General features: G+C 56.0%; 7 protein-coding genes. 4 read left to right on the forward strand and 3 right to left on the reverse strand.

The genetic code is table 11. The features are described from left to right. Nucleotides 1-1253 precede the first annotated feature (1253 nt). The 4 genes from OIM11_07770 (at nucleotide 1254) to OIM11_07785 (ending at nucleotide 12932) form a co-directional block, all read left to right on the forward strand. Nucleotides 1254-1961, forward strand: coding sequence for a hypothetical protein (locus OIM11_07770; protein HJJ01023.1), 708 nt, complete (start codon nucleotides 1254-1256; stop codon nucleotides 1959-1961). 552 nt (nucleotides 1962-2513) lie between these two features. Then, nucleotides 2514-5771, forward strand: a complete 3258-nt coding sequence (locus tag OIM11_07775; GenBank protein HJJ01024.1) for a hypothetical protein — start codon at nucleotides 2514-2516, stop codon at nucleotides 5769-5771. Next, nucleotides 5768-8191, forward strand: a complete 2424-nt coding sequence (locus OIM11_07780; GenBank protein ID HJJ01025.1) for a S8 family serine peptidase — start codon at nucleotides 5768-5770, stop codon at nucleotides 8189-8191. The genes OIM11_07775 and OIM11_07780 overlap by 4 nt, the downstream gene beginning before the upstream one ends. 157 nt (nucleotides 8192-8348) lie before the next feature. Then, the gene (locus tag OIM11_07785; protein ID HJJ01026.1) at nucleotides 8349-12932 is read left to right on the forward strand and encodes a S8 family serine peptidase; all 4584 of its coding nucleotides are present in this window, start codon (nucleotides 8349-8351) and stop codon (nucleotides 12930-12932) included. A gap of 36 nt (nucleotides 12933-12968) precedes the next feature. Here OIM11_07785 and OIM11_07790 read toward each other — a convergent pair whose 3' ends face one another. From OIM11_07790 to OIM11_07800, 3 genes are all read right to left on the reverse strand, one after another. Further along, nucleotides 12969-13925 (reverse strand): virulence RhuM family protein, encoded by a 957-nt coding sequence (locus tag OIM11_07790; protein ID HJJ01027.1) that lies wholly within the window; start codon nucleotides 13923-13925, stop codon nucleotides 12969-12971. A gap of 109 nt (nucleotides 13926-14034) precedes the next feature. Continuing rightward, nucleotides 14035-15018: a glycosyltransferase gene (locus OIM11_07795; GenBank protein HJJ01028.1), complete on the reverse strand. Its 984-nt coding sequence runs from the start codon at nucleotides 15016-15018 to the stop codon at nucleotides 14035-14037. A gap of 408 nt (nucleotides 15019-15426) precedes the next feature. Next, the gene (locus tag OIM11_07800) at nucleotides 15427-16602 is read right to left on the reverse strand and encodes an Abi family protein (GenBank protein ID HJJ01029.1); all 1176 of its coding nucleotides are present in this window, start codon (nucleotides 16600-16602) and stop codon (nucleotides 15427-15429) included. Between the last annotated feature and the right edge of the window lie 26 nt (nucleotides 16603-16628).

Consider the following 16628-nt stretch of genomic DNA (forward strand, 5'->3'; position numbering starts at 1 on the left):
ATCCGGAAGCTTTTGCCGCACCATAAGCTCATCAGAAAATCGACACAAAGGGCAATGTTCGTATCATCCGATGACGCGTATACAAAGTACGAGTGCTGCTCTTCGGCAGGCCTCACTTTCGCATGCCCGTCATGCGCCCGATCATCTTTATCGCACTCCGCTCACGCCCTCCCACCGCATCGACGAGAAGCCTCCTTCGACTGGGCTGCGTCACACACATATATGTGTGTGGCGGATATGGCAGTAATTTGCATATGGCGGTAACTTGCGCTTGTGGCACATCCTCCGCACGCCCATGCCGAGAACTTGCGTTTGGGGCACGCCCTGCATGTGTGCGCGTCGAGGATTTTCGTTTGGGGCATGTTTTATACGCTCACGTGACGGAAACTTTCGTTTGGGGCACTCCATGCGCACCACAAACGAACATCTTCGGCAAAACCGACCCGTTTTCACCCAAACTGGCACATCCTGTGTGCCCCAAACGCAAGTCCTCGCCATTCATCCTCCTGAAACGTGCCCCAAACGCAAACTATCGTCATCCACTCTCCCGAAATGTGCCCCAGACGCAAATCCCCCGCCGCCTCCTCTTCCCCGAAATACAATCGGCATGTTTTTTCCGAAACACGCTCGAACATATATGTAGCGACAAACCACCCTGTCCAAAATGCTTCGACCTACGCACTCGTAAGCCACAGGCCTCGTGGAGAGCCGCCTCCATCACCATCGTACACACGCAGCTTTGAACTCTTGCGCTTCGAGAAATCCCGAAAACGGTCTGAATCGACACGGAAAACGCTCCCATCTGACTCTTGTTTTGCTCAGATTCTCGGGGTGGATGACTCCGAAGGCCTCGCACTACCATATGCATCTCTTCAGGATTCGAAAGGGAGCTTTTCATGAGAGTCTACGTTGTTGGCAGTTCATCACTACATCTTTGGCGACGAGATATACGCGGACAATCGATATTGAAGAAAGAAGTATTTGACGCGCTGACCGACTGCCCCACATCGCCTAAGGAGCTTGCCTCTCTCAGATTCTCGGATTTCGAGTTTGGGAACGCGCCTGTTCGACTCATGGTTCCATCAAAAGAGCTCAGGATATCGAGGCGTCTATATAGCTACAGCGTCCAGCCTCATGCACTTCCCGAGAACGCGTTTCATCAGCTTACGGATCACATATGCATAGCATCACCTGAGCTCTGCCTTCTCGAATCGGCAAACAAACTCTCGCTCCTCCGACTTATTGAGTTGTGCATGGAACTATGCGGCAAGTACGCGTTGGTTCCCGAAACACAGCGAGGCTATATTTCAAGAAATTACCAGCTTGCCTCGACTGAATCCATCGACCGTTTCCTCCGAGGAATCTCTCATATTCACGGTGTAAAGAAGCTCCGCCGGGCGGTCCAATTCGTGTGCGATGGCTCTCGCTCCCCCATGGAAACACGCGAATACCTGCTCACCTGTCTTCCAAAAAGACTCGGAGGTTACGGTCTTCCTCCAGCCACGCTTAATGCTCGCATTAACCTGAACTCCGCCGAGAGGCGTGTGGCAAAGCGTCAATACCTCGAATGTGACGAATGCTGGCCCGACCAGCAAGTAATTGTCGAATATGATGGACATGACGATCATGAGTCGAGAGAAAACAGGGCCAGAGATGCAGCAAAGCGCAATATCCTGATTTCGCGAGGCTATGACGTGTTTACCGTTACCGGCAAGCAAATTTGTGATGTGCATGCATTCGACAAAGTAATTCGCGACATATCATGTCGAATTGGCTTTCGTCTCAAAGATTTCCCGACAGACTGGGAACAGCGACACTCCATTCTTCGCCAAGAGCTTTTCATGTCATTGTCAAAATACGAAGGCGAGCGATTCATGCAAACGCATCCCCATCTTCTCGAAGGAAGCGAGATGGCAAAGATTACGATGGTCGATGAGCACGTGCACCGACCATGTTACTGAGGCGCTTTTCCATTTGGGGCACGTTCTCAAGGCTGCTGCGGCGGGGATTTCCGTTTGGGGTGCGTTCTCGAGGCTGCTGCGGCGGGGATTTCCGTTTGGGGTGCGTTCTCGAGGCTGCTGCGGCGGGGATTTCCGTTTGGGGTGCGTTCTCGAGGCTGCTGCGGCGAGGATTTCCGTTTGGGGCGCACGAAATGTGCCCCAAACGGACATCCTTGGCACAATCGCCCAGTTTTGCCCTACGATGACATGCCTCATGTGCCACGAACGTGATTCTTCGTCAGCAATCCTCATAATTTGTGCCACGAACGTGATTCTTCGTCAGCTATCCTCTCGTTCCGCACCACAATAGAACGTTTTCGACATCGACGAATTCATGCAGTTCACCTGTTGTTTTGAAGCCGTAACGCGATTTCGCATATCACGTACGTATACTTGCGAAAGCCGGATTACGTTTCCTTCTCATGGGAGGATGCAATGTCGACTGTCTGTCGTGATTCACGCATAACATCCCGCTTTCACGCGAGGGCCATACCCTTTTGTCTGCTTGCGTTCATGCTCTGCATCGCATTTGGCGTAGCGCAGCTAGGGTTACCGGAGCGAGCCAACGCTGACGAGAGAACGACACCTACATTCGCGCCTATCGTTAAGGACGCCAAAGCAAACGCCGCAAATCTCGTACTCATCGTCGAGTTCTCGGATAGCCCCGAAGAGGGCTTCTACAACAAAAGCTATGCCATTCCAAATAATGCGTATGGATATAGAACGAATCTCGATTACCTCATACACGACATCAATGGCGAGGCGGGCGGTCAGGCCGGAGCATACTCCTTTCATACCTACCGAAATTACTTGCGACTCATTTCAAAAGGAAAGTTCGAAATCGCCTCGTACTTCCCCCAAGCCTATGTAGACGGAACACATCTGCGCATTCGCGTTTCCATGAGTGCACAGGACTACATCAACACCAATGCAGACTCCACGCTCATTACCCAGGCAATCGAACAACTCATGAACGCCCGTCCGGATTTGAACGCTTCCATATTCGATGCGGACAAGGATGGCAATGTCGACAACCTCCTCGTCATCGCCGACCTGCCCAAATTACCAGAGAACATCAGTTTCACCCCTCATGCAAATACTGACCCTGGGGCAACCATCGTGGGATCAGGCAATAACAAGCGCACCGTGCGGGCAATCACCGTTCTTAATGGTGGAGGCATAACGAGCTTCGACCCGAGCGTTGCCGTGCACGAACGGCTGCACACCATCGGAGCTGCGGATTACTACCGTGGTGATGGACGTGAAGGAGATCCCGTCTCCTATTGGGATGTTATGGCCAAAGGAAATTCCTATTCCTGGCCACTTGCCTACACACGTGAACGGCTCGGCTGGGTGGATATCCCCGAAATCCAAATTGGCGCGGCAGGCACGTCCCTCACGCTGTACGCCCCCGGAGATTCCGATGATATTCTGGGCTCAAAACCGCAAGCGGCAAAAATCAAGCTTCCTCTCTCAACTTCGGAATACTTCGTCATCGAATACCGCAAGCAAGGGACGGGTAGGGATTACAACAATCCCATTAACAACCTTGACAGATACATTGGATCCTCAGGTCTCATCGTCTATCGAGTGAATGAGAGATACGCGAACCAGGGTAATTTCAGGGGCAATGATTTCGTCTACGTCTTTCGCCCGGGCGAGAAGAGTCTCACAGCTTCAACCGGGGAAATCAATCGCGCAGCCATTTGCACAGAACCCTACACTGTGCAGAATACACCCTTGGGTACCGTTACCCTCAATTCCTCCATTGGCTCACTCGACCCCAGTGCCGACATCACCAAAGGTGCCATCTGCTATTCCAATGGCGACAACAGTGGTCTTCTCATTACGGCAACTGGACAAACCGACAACTCCATCACGATTAGCGTCAAATCCTCCTCTAATGAAGCAAAGGACTTGTGGAAATCTGTGACCAATTTCGACGGAAGCTCGCCTTTTACGAATATTGAAAGCCCCGTAACCAAAACCACGACCGACGGCAAGAGCCTTTACGTATTGGCCGAAAACCAGAGCATAAGTGCACCGCATTGGACGGTCTACAAGCATGACGGGGCAAACTGGTCAAGCATGGGCACAAGCTCCGCAAATCTCAAATTCCTCGATCTGGCCTGGCTCAACGGATCCCTTTACGCTGTCGGGGCACGAACAAGCAGCCCGGGAATCGAAATCAAACGTTTCAATGGAAGCTCATGGGTCACATGCACAAATGTGACAAACAACGCGAGTTCCATTGAACCTCGATTAGAAGTGATAGGAGGAAAGCTCTACGTGCTTGTGGGCAATACAGCAACACTGCGCGTGTATGAACTTTCGGAATCGACGCTTCGTGCCTATGGAGACGCTTTATCTGTCGATGCACCCGCCAATCCCGTCCTTGTCGACATAGCCGGTGCGCCCGCCATCATAACGGGAAGCACGTCAAAAGGCGACTGGAAAACGAGTATGTACCGCCTCGGGGATGGAAACTGGAAAGAGACTCGCCTTATGACAGGCAATGCCGCTTCTACGATAAGTTATGCGCGTATGGGCTCCAGAACGTACGCTTTTGTCTATGGAAGTATGGAGGGTCGCCTCTTCGAATTTGACGCCGCAGGCAAACTGACAAATGACTCACTCATTTCCCAGGCAGGCGGCCTTTTGGCTGGAGCAAGGCTGAATACAAACGGGGAGCACTTATATCTCATCATTAGCACCGCCAATCAGGGTGTCATCGCCTACAAACTTGCGAATGGATTGGCAACAAACATGACGCAAATCGGCAATAAGGTGTACGCAAGCAGCCTCCCCGTCCAAAGTTGTGTCGTCGGAGACAAACTGTATGTCGCCATCGCGGACTCGGATTCTTCCACCATTGCCGTGCGCTCCCATGACATCGAAGCCTCATCGACGCCTACGCCTGATCCGCCGGTGTCCAAACAAGACATAGCAAACGCGACGGTTTCCTCAATACCGGCGCAAACCTATACGGGCAGAGCAATCACGCCGCAGCCCGTAGTAACCCTGGGTACGAAGAAACTTGTGGCAGGAACGGACTACACAATCACCTACGCCAATAACGTCAACGTGGGAACTGCCACTATCACCATCAAGGGAATGGGCAACTACACAGGCACGAAGACCGCAAGATTCACCATCGTGAAAGCGCAAGACCCCACTCCCACGCCCGATCCGAAGCCTGACCCCACGCCGACGCCGGACCCGGATCCAACGCCAACGCCAAAACCTGATCCGACTCCCACACCAACGCCCGATCCGACGCCAACCCCCAAACCCGACCCGACTCCGACACCCGATCCGACGCCGGAGCCCACGCCAGACCCGGATCCAGCCACTCCCGAAATCGCAACAACGGTCATGCACCGTCTTTACAACCCCAATAGCGGCGAGCACTTCTACACCGCCAGCGAAGTCGAGCGCGACCACCTCGTCGGCGTGGGCTGGAACTACGAAGGAGCGGGATGGATCGCCCCGACCCAATCCAGCACACCCGTATACCGGCTCTACAACGCCAACGCCGGCGACCATCACTACACCACGAGCGTCGTCGAGCGGGACTACCTGGTGAGCGTGGGCTGGAATGACGAGGGCATAGGGTGGTATTCTGACGACTCCCAACGCGTGCCCCTGTTCCGCCAGTACAATCCAAACGCAATCGCAGGGTCGCACAACTACACTACGAGCAAAGAGGAAACCGACATGCTCATCGGCATCGGATGGCATGACGAGGGAATCGGATGGTATGGAGTATGAGAAAAGCACAGCATAGCAAGAAGACCTCGAGGCGCCGCATCTGGGCACGCCTGGGAGCGATTTCCTCCACGTGCGTTGCGGCCATGCTCGTCTTTGCGTTGAGCTTCGGCACAACAATCACGGGCATGCCGGCGCATGACGCAACAGATATCGCTTCCTCATCCCAAAGCGCTGAGCAGGCCCTCGCGCCAGACGGCACCACAGCGGTATCGGATGGTGCCCCCACCAACGACACGAAGCCGGAGACAACCTACTACGCTTCCTTGCCTGAAGACGAGTACGCAGCGAACACCGTCATCGTCTCCATCGACGGTGCGCAGGACATCGAACGCATAGCGTCGCAAGTCGATGCGCTTGACTCCACGGCAAATGTCTCGGTTGACGCAAGCGATGCCGAATTCGGCTTCGTCAAGCTCACCTACGAGGGCAGTGCCAGCTCCGGCGAGGTGGCAGATCTCCTGTATGCCCAAGGCGTCGAAGCCCAGCCCAACTTCAAGTATTATGCGCTTGCCTTGGACGATGAAGAAACCGATGCTGCCACGGTAGCCGATGCAGATTCCTCGCTGACGGCCCAGGCAACGCACCTCAACGACCCAAACTCGGGCGAGCAGTGGGGGCTCAACATCATCCGCGCCTATGATGCCTGGGATATCGCGAAGGGAAGGGTCAACGCCAGCGCGCCGCGTCCCGTTGCCGTCGCGATCATCGACTCCGGTTGCATGGTCGACCATCCCGACCTCAAGAACAACATCATCGGCACCTACGACACGCGCACGGGCGGCACGAACGTTACCGACGACCAGAATCACGGCACGCCAGTCGCCGGCATTATCGCCGCAGAGGCGAATAACAACATCGGCGTTGCCGGCGTCTCGTACAACGCAGGACTCTACATTGTCAGGGCGTTGCACAAGCAGGGCAACGAGTTTGTCGCCGAATCGACCGACGTCCTCAAAGCCTACGAGAACGTCATCGCCAACAAAAAACTCGGAGACACTAAGATCCGCGTCGTGAACATGAGCCTGGGCAGCAAGCGCACGGGCAGCCTCGGCGAAAAGGACATGGCCGTCATGCGCAAAATCGACGAGGCATACACCACCCACGACATCCTCACCGTGAGTGCAGCGGGCAATCAAGACGGCACGCTTCCCTACCGCTGCTATCCGTGCGACTTCTCCGACAACGTGATCGGCGTCATAAACCTCGAGCGAAAAGATAACGGATCGATAGTTCGCAACGAGCAATCGAACTACAACACGCTCGGCGCCCAATCCAAGCAACTCTCGGCCCCGGGCACGAGGATCTACACCACCACAAACAACGGAGGCTACGGCACCAAGACCGGAACATCCATGGCCGCCCCCTGCGTATCGGGTGTCGCCGCGCTCGCCTTTGTCGCCAACCCCCAGTTGAGCGCCGCCAGCGTCAAGAACATACTCTGTTCGGCTGCCGACGACATCAACACGCCCGGCTTCGACAGCTTCACCGGATACGGAAAAATCAACGCCTATAACGCCGTCCAGCTCGCCAAGGGCGTGGCAGACGTCACGGGTCCAGACTCGGTATACATAAACAGCTCGATCAGCCTGAACTGCCCCGCGGCAAGCGGCTGGACCTCGAGCGATCCTTCTATCGCTACAGTTACCAGCAGCGGACTTGTACGAGGACTCAAGGCGGGATACACGACCATCAGCGTGAAATCGGGAGACAAGACGCTCAAAAAGACCATCGCCGTCTACGATGGCAGAATCACGGGGCCCGGCACGATCCAGTCGAACTATATTGCCCAATACAAGGTCGACTGCAGCATCGACGGCACGTGGAGCTTCGAGCTTGGCGAAAACTCCGCCGATGCGACCATCACCGCAGATGGCAAGCTGACTGCCAAGCAGGTGGGCAAGGTAACCATCGTCGCCAAGCTCGACTCCAACCCAAAGATCAGCGTACAGCTCCCCATAACCGTCCAACAGGGGCCCGTCACCGATGTCGAAGACGGGAATCCAGGAGTCCCCGGCACCAAGATCATGTTCCGCCTCTATAACCCCAATTCTGGCGAGCACTTCTACACCGCCAGCGTCGTGGAGCGCGACCACCTGATCAGCGTGGGTTGGAACGACGAGGGCACCGGCTGGACCGCTCCGGAAAACTCCAGCTCGCCGGTATACCGACTCTACAACGCCAATGCCGGTGACCACCACTACACGACGAGCGTCGTGGAGCGTGACCATCTCATCTCCGTGGGCTGGAACGACGAGGGCATCGGCTGGTACTCCGATGATGCGCAGGCCGTGCCGCTGTACCGCCAGTACAATCCCAACGCCGTCGCGGGGTCGCACAACTACACCACGAGTACGGTGGAGCGCGACCATCTAATCAGCGTCGGGTGGAACGACGAGGGTATCGGCTGGTACGGCATGTAGACCCTGTAGAGCGACTGTGAACTTTTTGTGCAAGAGAGTCGCATTGGCATCTATTGCACGCCGATAAACACGGAAAAGGTTACATTTGCCTGCCGTTTTCCCGCCAAATGTGACTCTCTTACTGCGGAAACACGACTTCCGGGGATATAATCGCACCATGAAAACCGGAGCTCACACCAACGGCACGAAGTCCCACGTGCGTAGCCGTTTACGCGCGGTTCTCTCCGCATGCCTTGCAACGGTGCTTCTATGCGCGATAGGCGGCTTCTTCTTCATCAGAGAATCAGGGCCCCAACAGGAGCCTCCCGTAGCCACCGAAGCTGTCACGGCTGATGGCCAGCAAGCATCCTCTGAAGACCAGCCGCAACCACAGGAGACTCGCAGTGACGAGGATATCGCCCGCGATATCGAGCTCGGCTATGTCCACGATGAGCTCGTGCTCTCCTTCGAACCCGGCACGAGCGCCGACAGCATCAACAAAACGCTTGCTTCCTATGACTTTGCCGCAACAAAGGACGTCTCGGACCAGGATCTCGACAACGGCTTCGTCAAGGTCGCCCTCGTCGATGGCGCTACCGTGGAAGACTCCGTCGCGACTCTCAAATCATCGGGGCTAGCAGCCCAGCCCAACTACCTCTACGAAGTTGCCGAAGGTGATTTGCCTGCGGAAGCAGAAGTAGGCGCACTGCCGAACATCGAGCCCAACGCGGCCGTCACCATCAATGACCCCGACCGCGGAAACCAATGGGCACTTGACTCTCTGGATGCCTACAAGGCTTGGGGAATCACCAAGGCAGGCGAGACCGCCGAGGGCACGGCACGCGCAAACCGCGTCTCCGTCGCCGTCATCGACACGGGATGCACGATTGGGCATATCGACCTGAAGGACAACATCCTCGCTTCCTACAACGCGAAAACCAACCAGACCGGTGCCGCCGCCGTCGCCGACACCAACAGCCACGGTACGCATGTGGCCGGAATCGTCTCTGCCAGAACGAATAACGGCGTTGGTGTTGCCGGCGTCTCATATAACGCCGGTCTCGTTATAATCAACGCCACCAACGGTGGTACGGGCGAGGACAGGCATATGTTCGAGTCAACCACCTTGGCACAGGCGTATACCTGGCTCTTCCGGCAATCGACCGTGGACAGCTCCAAAACCAATGCCGAATACTACAACGTCCGCGTCATCAACATGAGCCTCGGCGGCAAGCACAGCGCGAACTTCGTGGGCGACGACATACTGACGACGAAGATCAAGCAGGCCCGCAACGGCGTCTGGGTCGACTCCAATCGCAACGAAACCCACCACGACAGCATTCTCACCGTCACGGCGGCCGGCAATGCGGGAACCGATGCACCGGTCCCCTTCGTCGACTATCCCGGCGATTATGAGTCTTGCCTCACGGTCATCAACCTCTGGCAAACCTATGGATGGACTACCACGAATAACGTGGTCGGCCGTTATGCCGATTCGAACTATAACGTCGACAACACCCGCATCAAGAACATCAGCGCACCGGGCACGAAAATCCGCAGCACCCTGAATTCCGCCGGATCCTATGGATTCAAGAACGGGACCTCCATGGCCGCGCCCTACGTTTCGGGTATCGCCTCCCTGTTCTTCACGGAAAACCCCGACCTCACCGCTGACCAGGTAGTCGATCTCATCTACGCCACGGCCACAGACATTGACGACCCCGGCTGGGACCGTGAGACCGGCTACGGCGAGATTAACGCCTACCATGCTCTCCAGGTCGTCAGCGCCCAGCTCGGCGGCAGCGAGAACATCGAGTACAAGAACCGTCAGGCCGTCGCCATCGAATACGGAGACGGGACGGGCTGGGAAACTTACGGATCGACCGAGCAATGGGAATGGAGCATTGACAACTCCGACACCATTGAGATGACGGTCGATCCGGATACGCAGACCGTCTCGCTCGTAGGCCAGAAACCGGGTTCTGCCACGGTTACCGCAACGTTCAAGGATATAGACGGCAATCCCGTGGAGGGCATCTCCATCAGCAAAACCTACACGGTCATGCCCCTCGACATTTCGAAAGCCACCGTGACGGTTCCCGGCGAGCATGCCTATACCGGCCATGAAGTCGAGCCCAAGCCTCTGGTGTCCATGAGCGGCACCGAGCTCATAGAGGGCGTCGACTACACCGTGACCTATAGCGACAATGTCGAAATCGGCCAGGCCACGGTCACCATCACGGGCATCGGAAATGCCGCCGGCACCGCGAGCGGCACCTTCTCCATCGGCAAGGCGGACATCTTCCCGGCCACGCTCAGCTCAATAGCGCCCCTCCCCTACACCGGCGAGGCGCACGAGCCCACGCCCACCGTCACGCTCGCGGGCTTTGGCGCGCTCGTCGAGGGCACTGACTTCACCTACGAGTACGAGGACAACGTCAACGCAGGATCCGGCAAGGTGCATGTCGTCGGCATGGGCAACTTCAAGGGCTCGTCCAGTTGGCTCCTCTTCGACATCACGCCCATCGATGTTGCCGGCGCAACGATTGATGACATTCCCTCCGCAGATTACACCGGAAGCGCCGTCGCGCCCGAGCCGGGCGTCACCATCAACGGCAAGACACTCGTCAAGGGCACCGATTACACGCTTTCCTACGCCGACAACGTGAATGCCGGCACTGCCAGCATCACCGTCACGGGCATGGGCAATTACTCGGGTACGCAAACCAAGAACTTCACGATTGCGCCACTCGACATAAGCACTGCAACTGTCTCCGGCGTGGAGAGCTCCTACGCCTTCAACGGGGCCGAAATCAAACCAGCGGTTACCGTCGTGCTTGACGGCAAGACGCTGGGAACCGACGCATATGACATCGTCTATGCCGACAACCTGAATGCCGGCACCGCACGCATCACCCTCACCGGTAAGGGCAACTATACGGGCACAATCACGAAGACCTTCGACATCACGCCCATCCGGCTGGAAGATGCGACTATCGAGCCCATTGGCGAACAGCCTTGGAGGGGCGGTGCCGTCACGCCGGTTCCCGTCATCAAGGCCGGCAACATTGAGCTTGTCGTCAACCGCGACTTCACCGTCACCTACAGCGACAACACCGATACCGGCACCGCAACGGCCGTCATCACCGGCAAGGGTAATTGCACGGGCACGGTGACGCTCACGTTCACCATCGTCATGGTCATCCTGCCGGAGATGGTCTCGGCCATTCCCGACCAACCCTACACGGGAAGTGCCATCGAGCCAGGCATCACCGTGGCGAGCACTGGCGTGACGCTCGTCCGCAACGAGAACTACTCCGTCGAGTTTTCGAACAACGTAAACGCAGGCACGGCAACGGTTACCATCAAGGGCCTCAAGGGAATCCAGGGTGAGGTCACCACGAGCTTCAAGATCACGCCCGTCAGCCTCGCCTATGCCGCCATCGGGCCCGTTGACTCGTACACCTACACCGGCAACGCGGCGACGCCCACGCCCTACGTCTATCTCTACGGCTTTGGCGACCTCGAGGCCAACAGGGACTTCGTATACGAGTACCAGGGCAACGTGGATGCTGGAACGGCGCAGCTGCGCGTCGTGGGCAAGGGCAACTTTACCGGAACCACCGACTGGCGCGACTGCAGCTTCACCATCAACAGGAAAGACATCTCGTCAGCCACGGTGAGCATCGCGTCGCAGCCCTACACCGGCAAGGCCGTCACGCCGGATCCGACTGTGAAGATCGACGGAAAGACGCTCGTGAAGGGCACTGACTACCGCGTGAGCTATTACAACAACCTCTATACGGGCGATGCCACCGCCGTCATCGAGGGACGCGGCAACTACCGAGGCTCCAAGGAGGCGAGATTCGAGATCACCTCCTCCCTCGCATCCTGCTCCGTATCAGTGAGCAGCGTCGTCTATTCCGGAGCGGCGCAGACGCCAGCCGTCACCGTCCGCGACAACGGTAACGTCCTCAAGGAGGGCACGGATTACGCAATCGAGGGCTACTCGAACAACGTGAATGCCGGCACGGGCACGGTGACGCTCGCCGGCAAGGGCAAATACGCAGGCAAGACGACTGGCAGCTTCAGCATCAGACCGCGCTCGCTTGCGGACGCCACCGTGAGCATCGCAGCGCAGGCGCACACGGGTAGCGCCCTCACGCCGAGCCCGACCGTCACGCTTGGCGGCTTTGGCACGCTTGTGGAGGGACGCGATTACACGCTGAGCTACGCGAACAACGTCAACGTGGGCACGGCAAGCGTGACCGTCACAGGCACCGGCAACTACACGGGGTCGGCGAGGGCGAACTTCGCGATTACGGAGACGGCATCGAAGCCTTCGGAATCCGATGCGAGCGTATCCATGCAGCGCCTCTACAACCCCCACAGCGGCGAGCACTTCTACACGGCCAGCGAGGCCGAGCGCGACATGCTCGTAAACGCCGGTTGGAGCTACGAGGGCGCTGGCTGGACGGCACCAGAGCGCTCGAACACGCCGGTGTATCGACTCTACAACGCCAACGCTGGCGATCATCACTACACCACGAGCACGGTCGAGCGCGACGCGCTGCTCGCGGCAGGCTGGGCTGACGAAGGCATTGGTTGGTACTCGGACGACCAGCAGCGCGTGCCGCTCTACCGCCAGTACAACCCCAATGCGACCGCCGGATCGCACAACTACACGACGAGCATCGACGAGCACTGGCAGCTCGTCGGCATCGGCTGGCAGGACGAGGGCATCAGCTGGTACGGGCTGTAAGGCCGGAGGGGCGCTCTTCACTCTTAGCGATGCCACCTATCCCAGTGTGATGAAATTCATCACCAGGGAAACCATTGCCTCCTTCTCATCGGGCCGAGATTCGGCAATCATTATGGTCATCGCAACAAGCGTGCTATCATCCACGGTCTTTACTCCATCAACGAACAGAATGCCATTCCTGTCGAGAAAATAGAGAAACAGGCATGCTGCGATACGTTTATTGCCATCGTGAAATGAGTGGTTCTTGACCACGAAGTACAGCAAGTTTGCGGCCTTCTCCTGAATGGACGGGTAGAGATCCTTGCCGTCGAAGGACTGATAGATTGCGGCAATGCTGCTTCTGAACGAGTCGTCCTTCTCAACGCCGAAGATGTCGCTTTCCCTCGCGAACCTCATCGACTGAATGAGGCCCATGCACTCCTCATAATCAAGCACGTAGATGGGATGCTTCCCAACAGGACGATCAATGCGTTGATGGTCGTAGTCGTCCAGTAAATCCAGAGCTGGCGCATAGGCCTGCACGATATCGAGAATCTGCGCGCTCTCAAGCCCACCAGGCAGCCGTCTAATGACCTGAACCGCCTGGGAAAGCTGCTGTAAGCGGCGCCTGTTCTCAGCAACACCATCCATGACATAGCGACGCAGAACACCGGTCGCCCAACGGCGGAACTCAACACCACGCTGGGACTTCACGCGATACCCTACGGAAATGATTACATCGAGGTTATAGTACTCGACTTGGTACATCTTCCCATCTGTAGCAGTTGTCGCATATTTTGCGACAACTGAATCAGCGGAGTCAGAGAGCTCTTCCTTGAGGGCATTACCGATGTGCTTGCCAATAGTCTTGATATCCCGGCCGAACAACAATGACATTTGTTGACGGTTAAGCCAAACATCTTCGCTCTCAACATCAACGGTGACGTCAAGCGATACCTCACCATCAGAAGAATCAAACAAGATTATTTGGCGGTTTGGACTACTTTTACTCATGATGACACCATCCGTATCAAAGCATCGTTTATATAACCCAATTATAATCGAACATATGTTCGATGTAAATAGAAAACGAAGCCTGTCCGGTCCGGATGTGTGGAGCCTTTCACTCCCCCATCACGCGGTAGACCTCGAGCTCCCAACGGCGTCGGTTGGCGCGCGCCACGGAGTCCAGGATGGTGCCGGCGGCAAACGAGAGCGCGGCGCACAGCATGAGCGCGACGGCGAGGACCGCCGAGGGAAGCTTGGAGACGTAGCTCGTGTCGAGGTACTCGGCGATGACCGGGACGCCGGCGATGAGCCCGAGCGCGACAAAGAGCACGGACACCCAGCCGAAGAATGCCATGGGACGGTAGTCGCGGAACAGGCTCGCGATGGCGGCGAGCACGAGCATGCCGTCGGAGTAGGTGGACAGCTTGCTCTCCGATCCCTCGGGACGGTCGCGGTAGTCGACGGGCACGTCCACGACACGCCAGCGGCGGTCGACGGCCCAGACCGAGATCTCGGTCTCGACCTGGAAGCCCTCCGACATGACGGGCATGGTCTTTACGAAGGCGCGCGAGAAGGCGCGGTAGCCTGTCATGACGTCATTGGAGGAATGGCCGTAAAGCAGGCGAATGAGCCTTCGCACGAGGTTGTTACCGAACTTATGGAAGCGCCGTCCGTTCTCTGCATCGTAGGAGCCGTTGGAGATACGGTCGCCCACCGCCATGTCGGCATTACCATCGACAATGGGCGCCAGCAAACGGACGGCCACCTCGGCGGGGTAGGTGTCGTCGCCATCGACCATGATGTAGTAGTTGGCATCAACGTCGCGGAACATCGAACGCACGACGTTGCCCTTGCCCCGACGCGGCTCTCGGCGCACGACGGCGCCCGCCGCGGCGGCGATGGCGGCCGTGTCGTCGGTGGAGGCGTTGTCGTAGACGTAGATTACGGCCTCGGGCAAGGCGGCGCGGAAGTCACCCACCACCTTGGCGATGGTGGCGGCCTCGTTGTAGCAGGGGATGAGGACGGCAACGCCAGAGCCGCGGAGAGCGGGAGTAGGCTGGAGGCTATCAACAGAGCGTTGCGTAGAGCTATCGGACAAGATGCGTTACCTCACATGGACAGCTGGGAGGGGTATCAAGTGACTACAGTATACCGCGCAGACAAAGTGAAACTTGCTAAGGCTTTCTGCAGACCGCAGCTTGGGTATCCATGAATTGCTTTCACTCCAAAGCCACTCCAAAGTTATTTTGGCAAAGAGTAATACTGCGAGGGATCATTTGAGCTGTTCCCGTGTCACACGAGCAGCCTCTTTTCGACCAGGGGCTTAAGCGTTTTAGAACTAAAGACTGAGATCTGTCCCGGCTCTTCCAAATTCCATTGATTTGCCAGATAGGATACGGGTTCAAATCCGGACCAGCCGAATGGTCCAGCATATCGCCCAGACGCCCAATCCAGAAGCGAAGCCTTGCAGAGGCATGCGCCGTATCTACGTATGCCCCGCAATGCCTTACTTCAATACAAGCGGACTATCTTCGAGTCTCTCGATAAACACATTCAAAAGATCATCCAGATAAGCGAAGAAATCCCTTAGAGAGCCGGTTTTTATCAGGCCATCTTCATTTTGGAAATATTGGATGTTCTCAAAGAATCGCTCTCTCATACGCAAAAGACCTTGGCGTGCTCTTTCTCGTGATTGCCCCGAGGGCACAACGACATCGTAAACAACAAGCAGTGCGGCAAAATCAACAGCAATAGGAACACGTTTCACCGGGTTCAGGCTTGCTGAATGGACGGGGTAGTTCTGCTCGAGAATCCGTACCGTGCCTGTTCTCGATCTAGACCTATGCCTTACGTTCAGGGAGTTTAGGAGGCAATCATTATGGGCGGCAGCATTTCTTAATGTCTGCACGCTTCTCAACAAATTTTTTATATCTTTGCATGTCTTCGCTTCGTCAGCGGCACTGGAAAGCAGCCCGTCTTTCATGAAGCACATCTTATAGAAAGATATAGTTGTGCCAAAGGTGAGCAATTCTACTAAACACCAATATGGCGGAATCTTACCCTCATATTTTTCTGCCAAACCCTTTGAGTAGGGCGAATTGAGCATGTTTTTAACCGAGTCAGCGATATGATTTGGATTGATATTGTGCAACACGCCGTCTACCTGCTCTTTAATTCCATTAGCCGTTTCTACGATATCATCGATAGTCGCATCACTTGATACCATCGCACACTTTTTGGCAATTTCATCAATGTAATGAAGCGCTTCTTCAGCGGCCAGGTTTTCCTTCTGTTGCTGAATGGCCGAGCATTTTGATTTGCTTATAAACGACGCAGCAAGTTCGTATGGGTCGACTTGGCATTTCATGGCTCCACGATTTATGCGCACCTTTAGATAATGCTCGATATCTAAGGTTAAATTGAGAATTTCATCCCTGAACGCTTTGTCGAGCCTTGACAACTCAACAAGCTCACCGAAGTCAAGACTAATATAGGTACCCTTTTTACTATCAACTTTCTGGTATGTCTCGTAGTTTTTGCAAAACGCCTTGAGCTTGAAGAGAAAGACCTTATTCTCAAGAAACCGTTCGGCATCTTTTTCGTTTATCAGGTTAAATGTTATGCCCTTGTTCTTCTTGAGGAAGTCGACTTGTTGAGCGGGAGACAATAGCTTTTTATCCACGTTCTTCCTTACATTGAAAAAAGGGT

This window comes from Coriobacteriaceae bacterium (assembly GCA_025992705.1).
Taxonomy (GTDB): domain Bacteria; phylum Actinomycetota; class Coriobacteriia; order Coriobacteriales; family QAMH01; genus QAMH01.

Coding starts and splice junctions, on each gene's coding strand:
- OIM11_07770 (HJJ01023.1), top strand. CDS start 1,254: ATGGAACTATGCGGCAAGTACGCGTTGGTTCCCGAAACACAGCGAGGC.
- OIM11_07775 (HJJ01024.1), top strand. CDS start 2,514: ATGCTCTGCATCGCATTTGGCGTAGCGCAGCTAGGGTTACCGGAGCGA.
- OIM11_07780 (HJJ01025.1), top strand. CDS start 5,768: ATGAGAAAAGCACAGCATAGCAAGAAGACCTCGAGGCGCCGCATCTGG.
- OIM11_07785 (HJJ01026.1), top strand. CDS start 8,349: ATGAAAACCGGAGCTCACACCAACGGCACGAAGTCCCACGTGCGTAGC.
- OIM11_07790 (HJJ01027.1), bottom strand. CDS start 13,925: ATGAGTAAAAGTAGTCCAAACCGCCAAATAATCTTGTTTGATTCTTCT.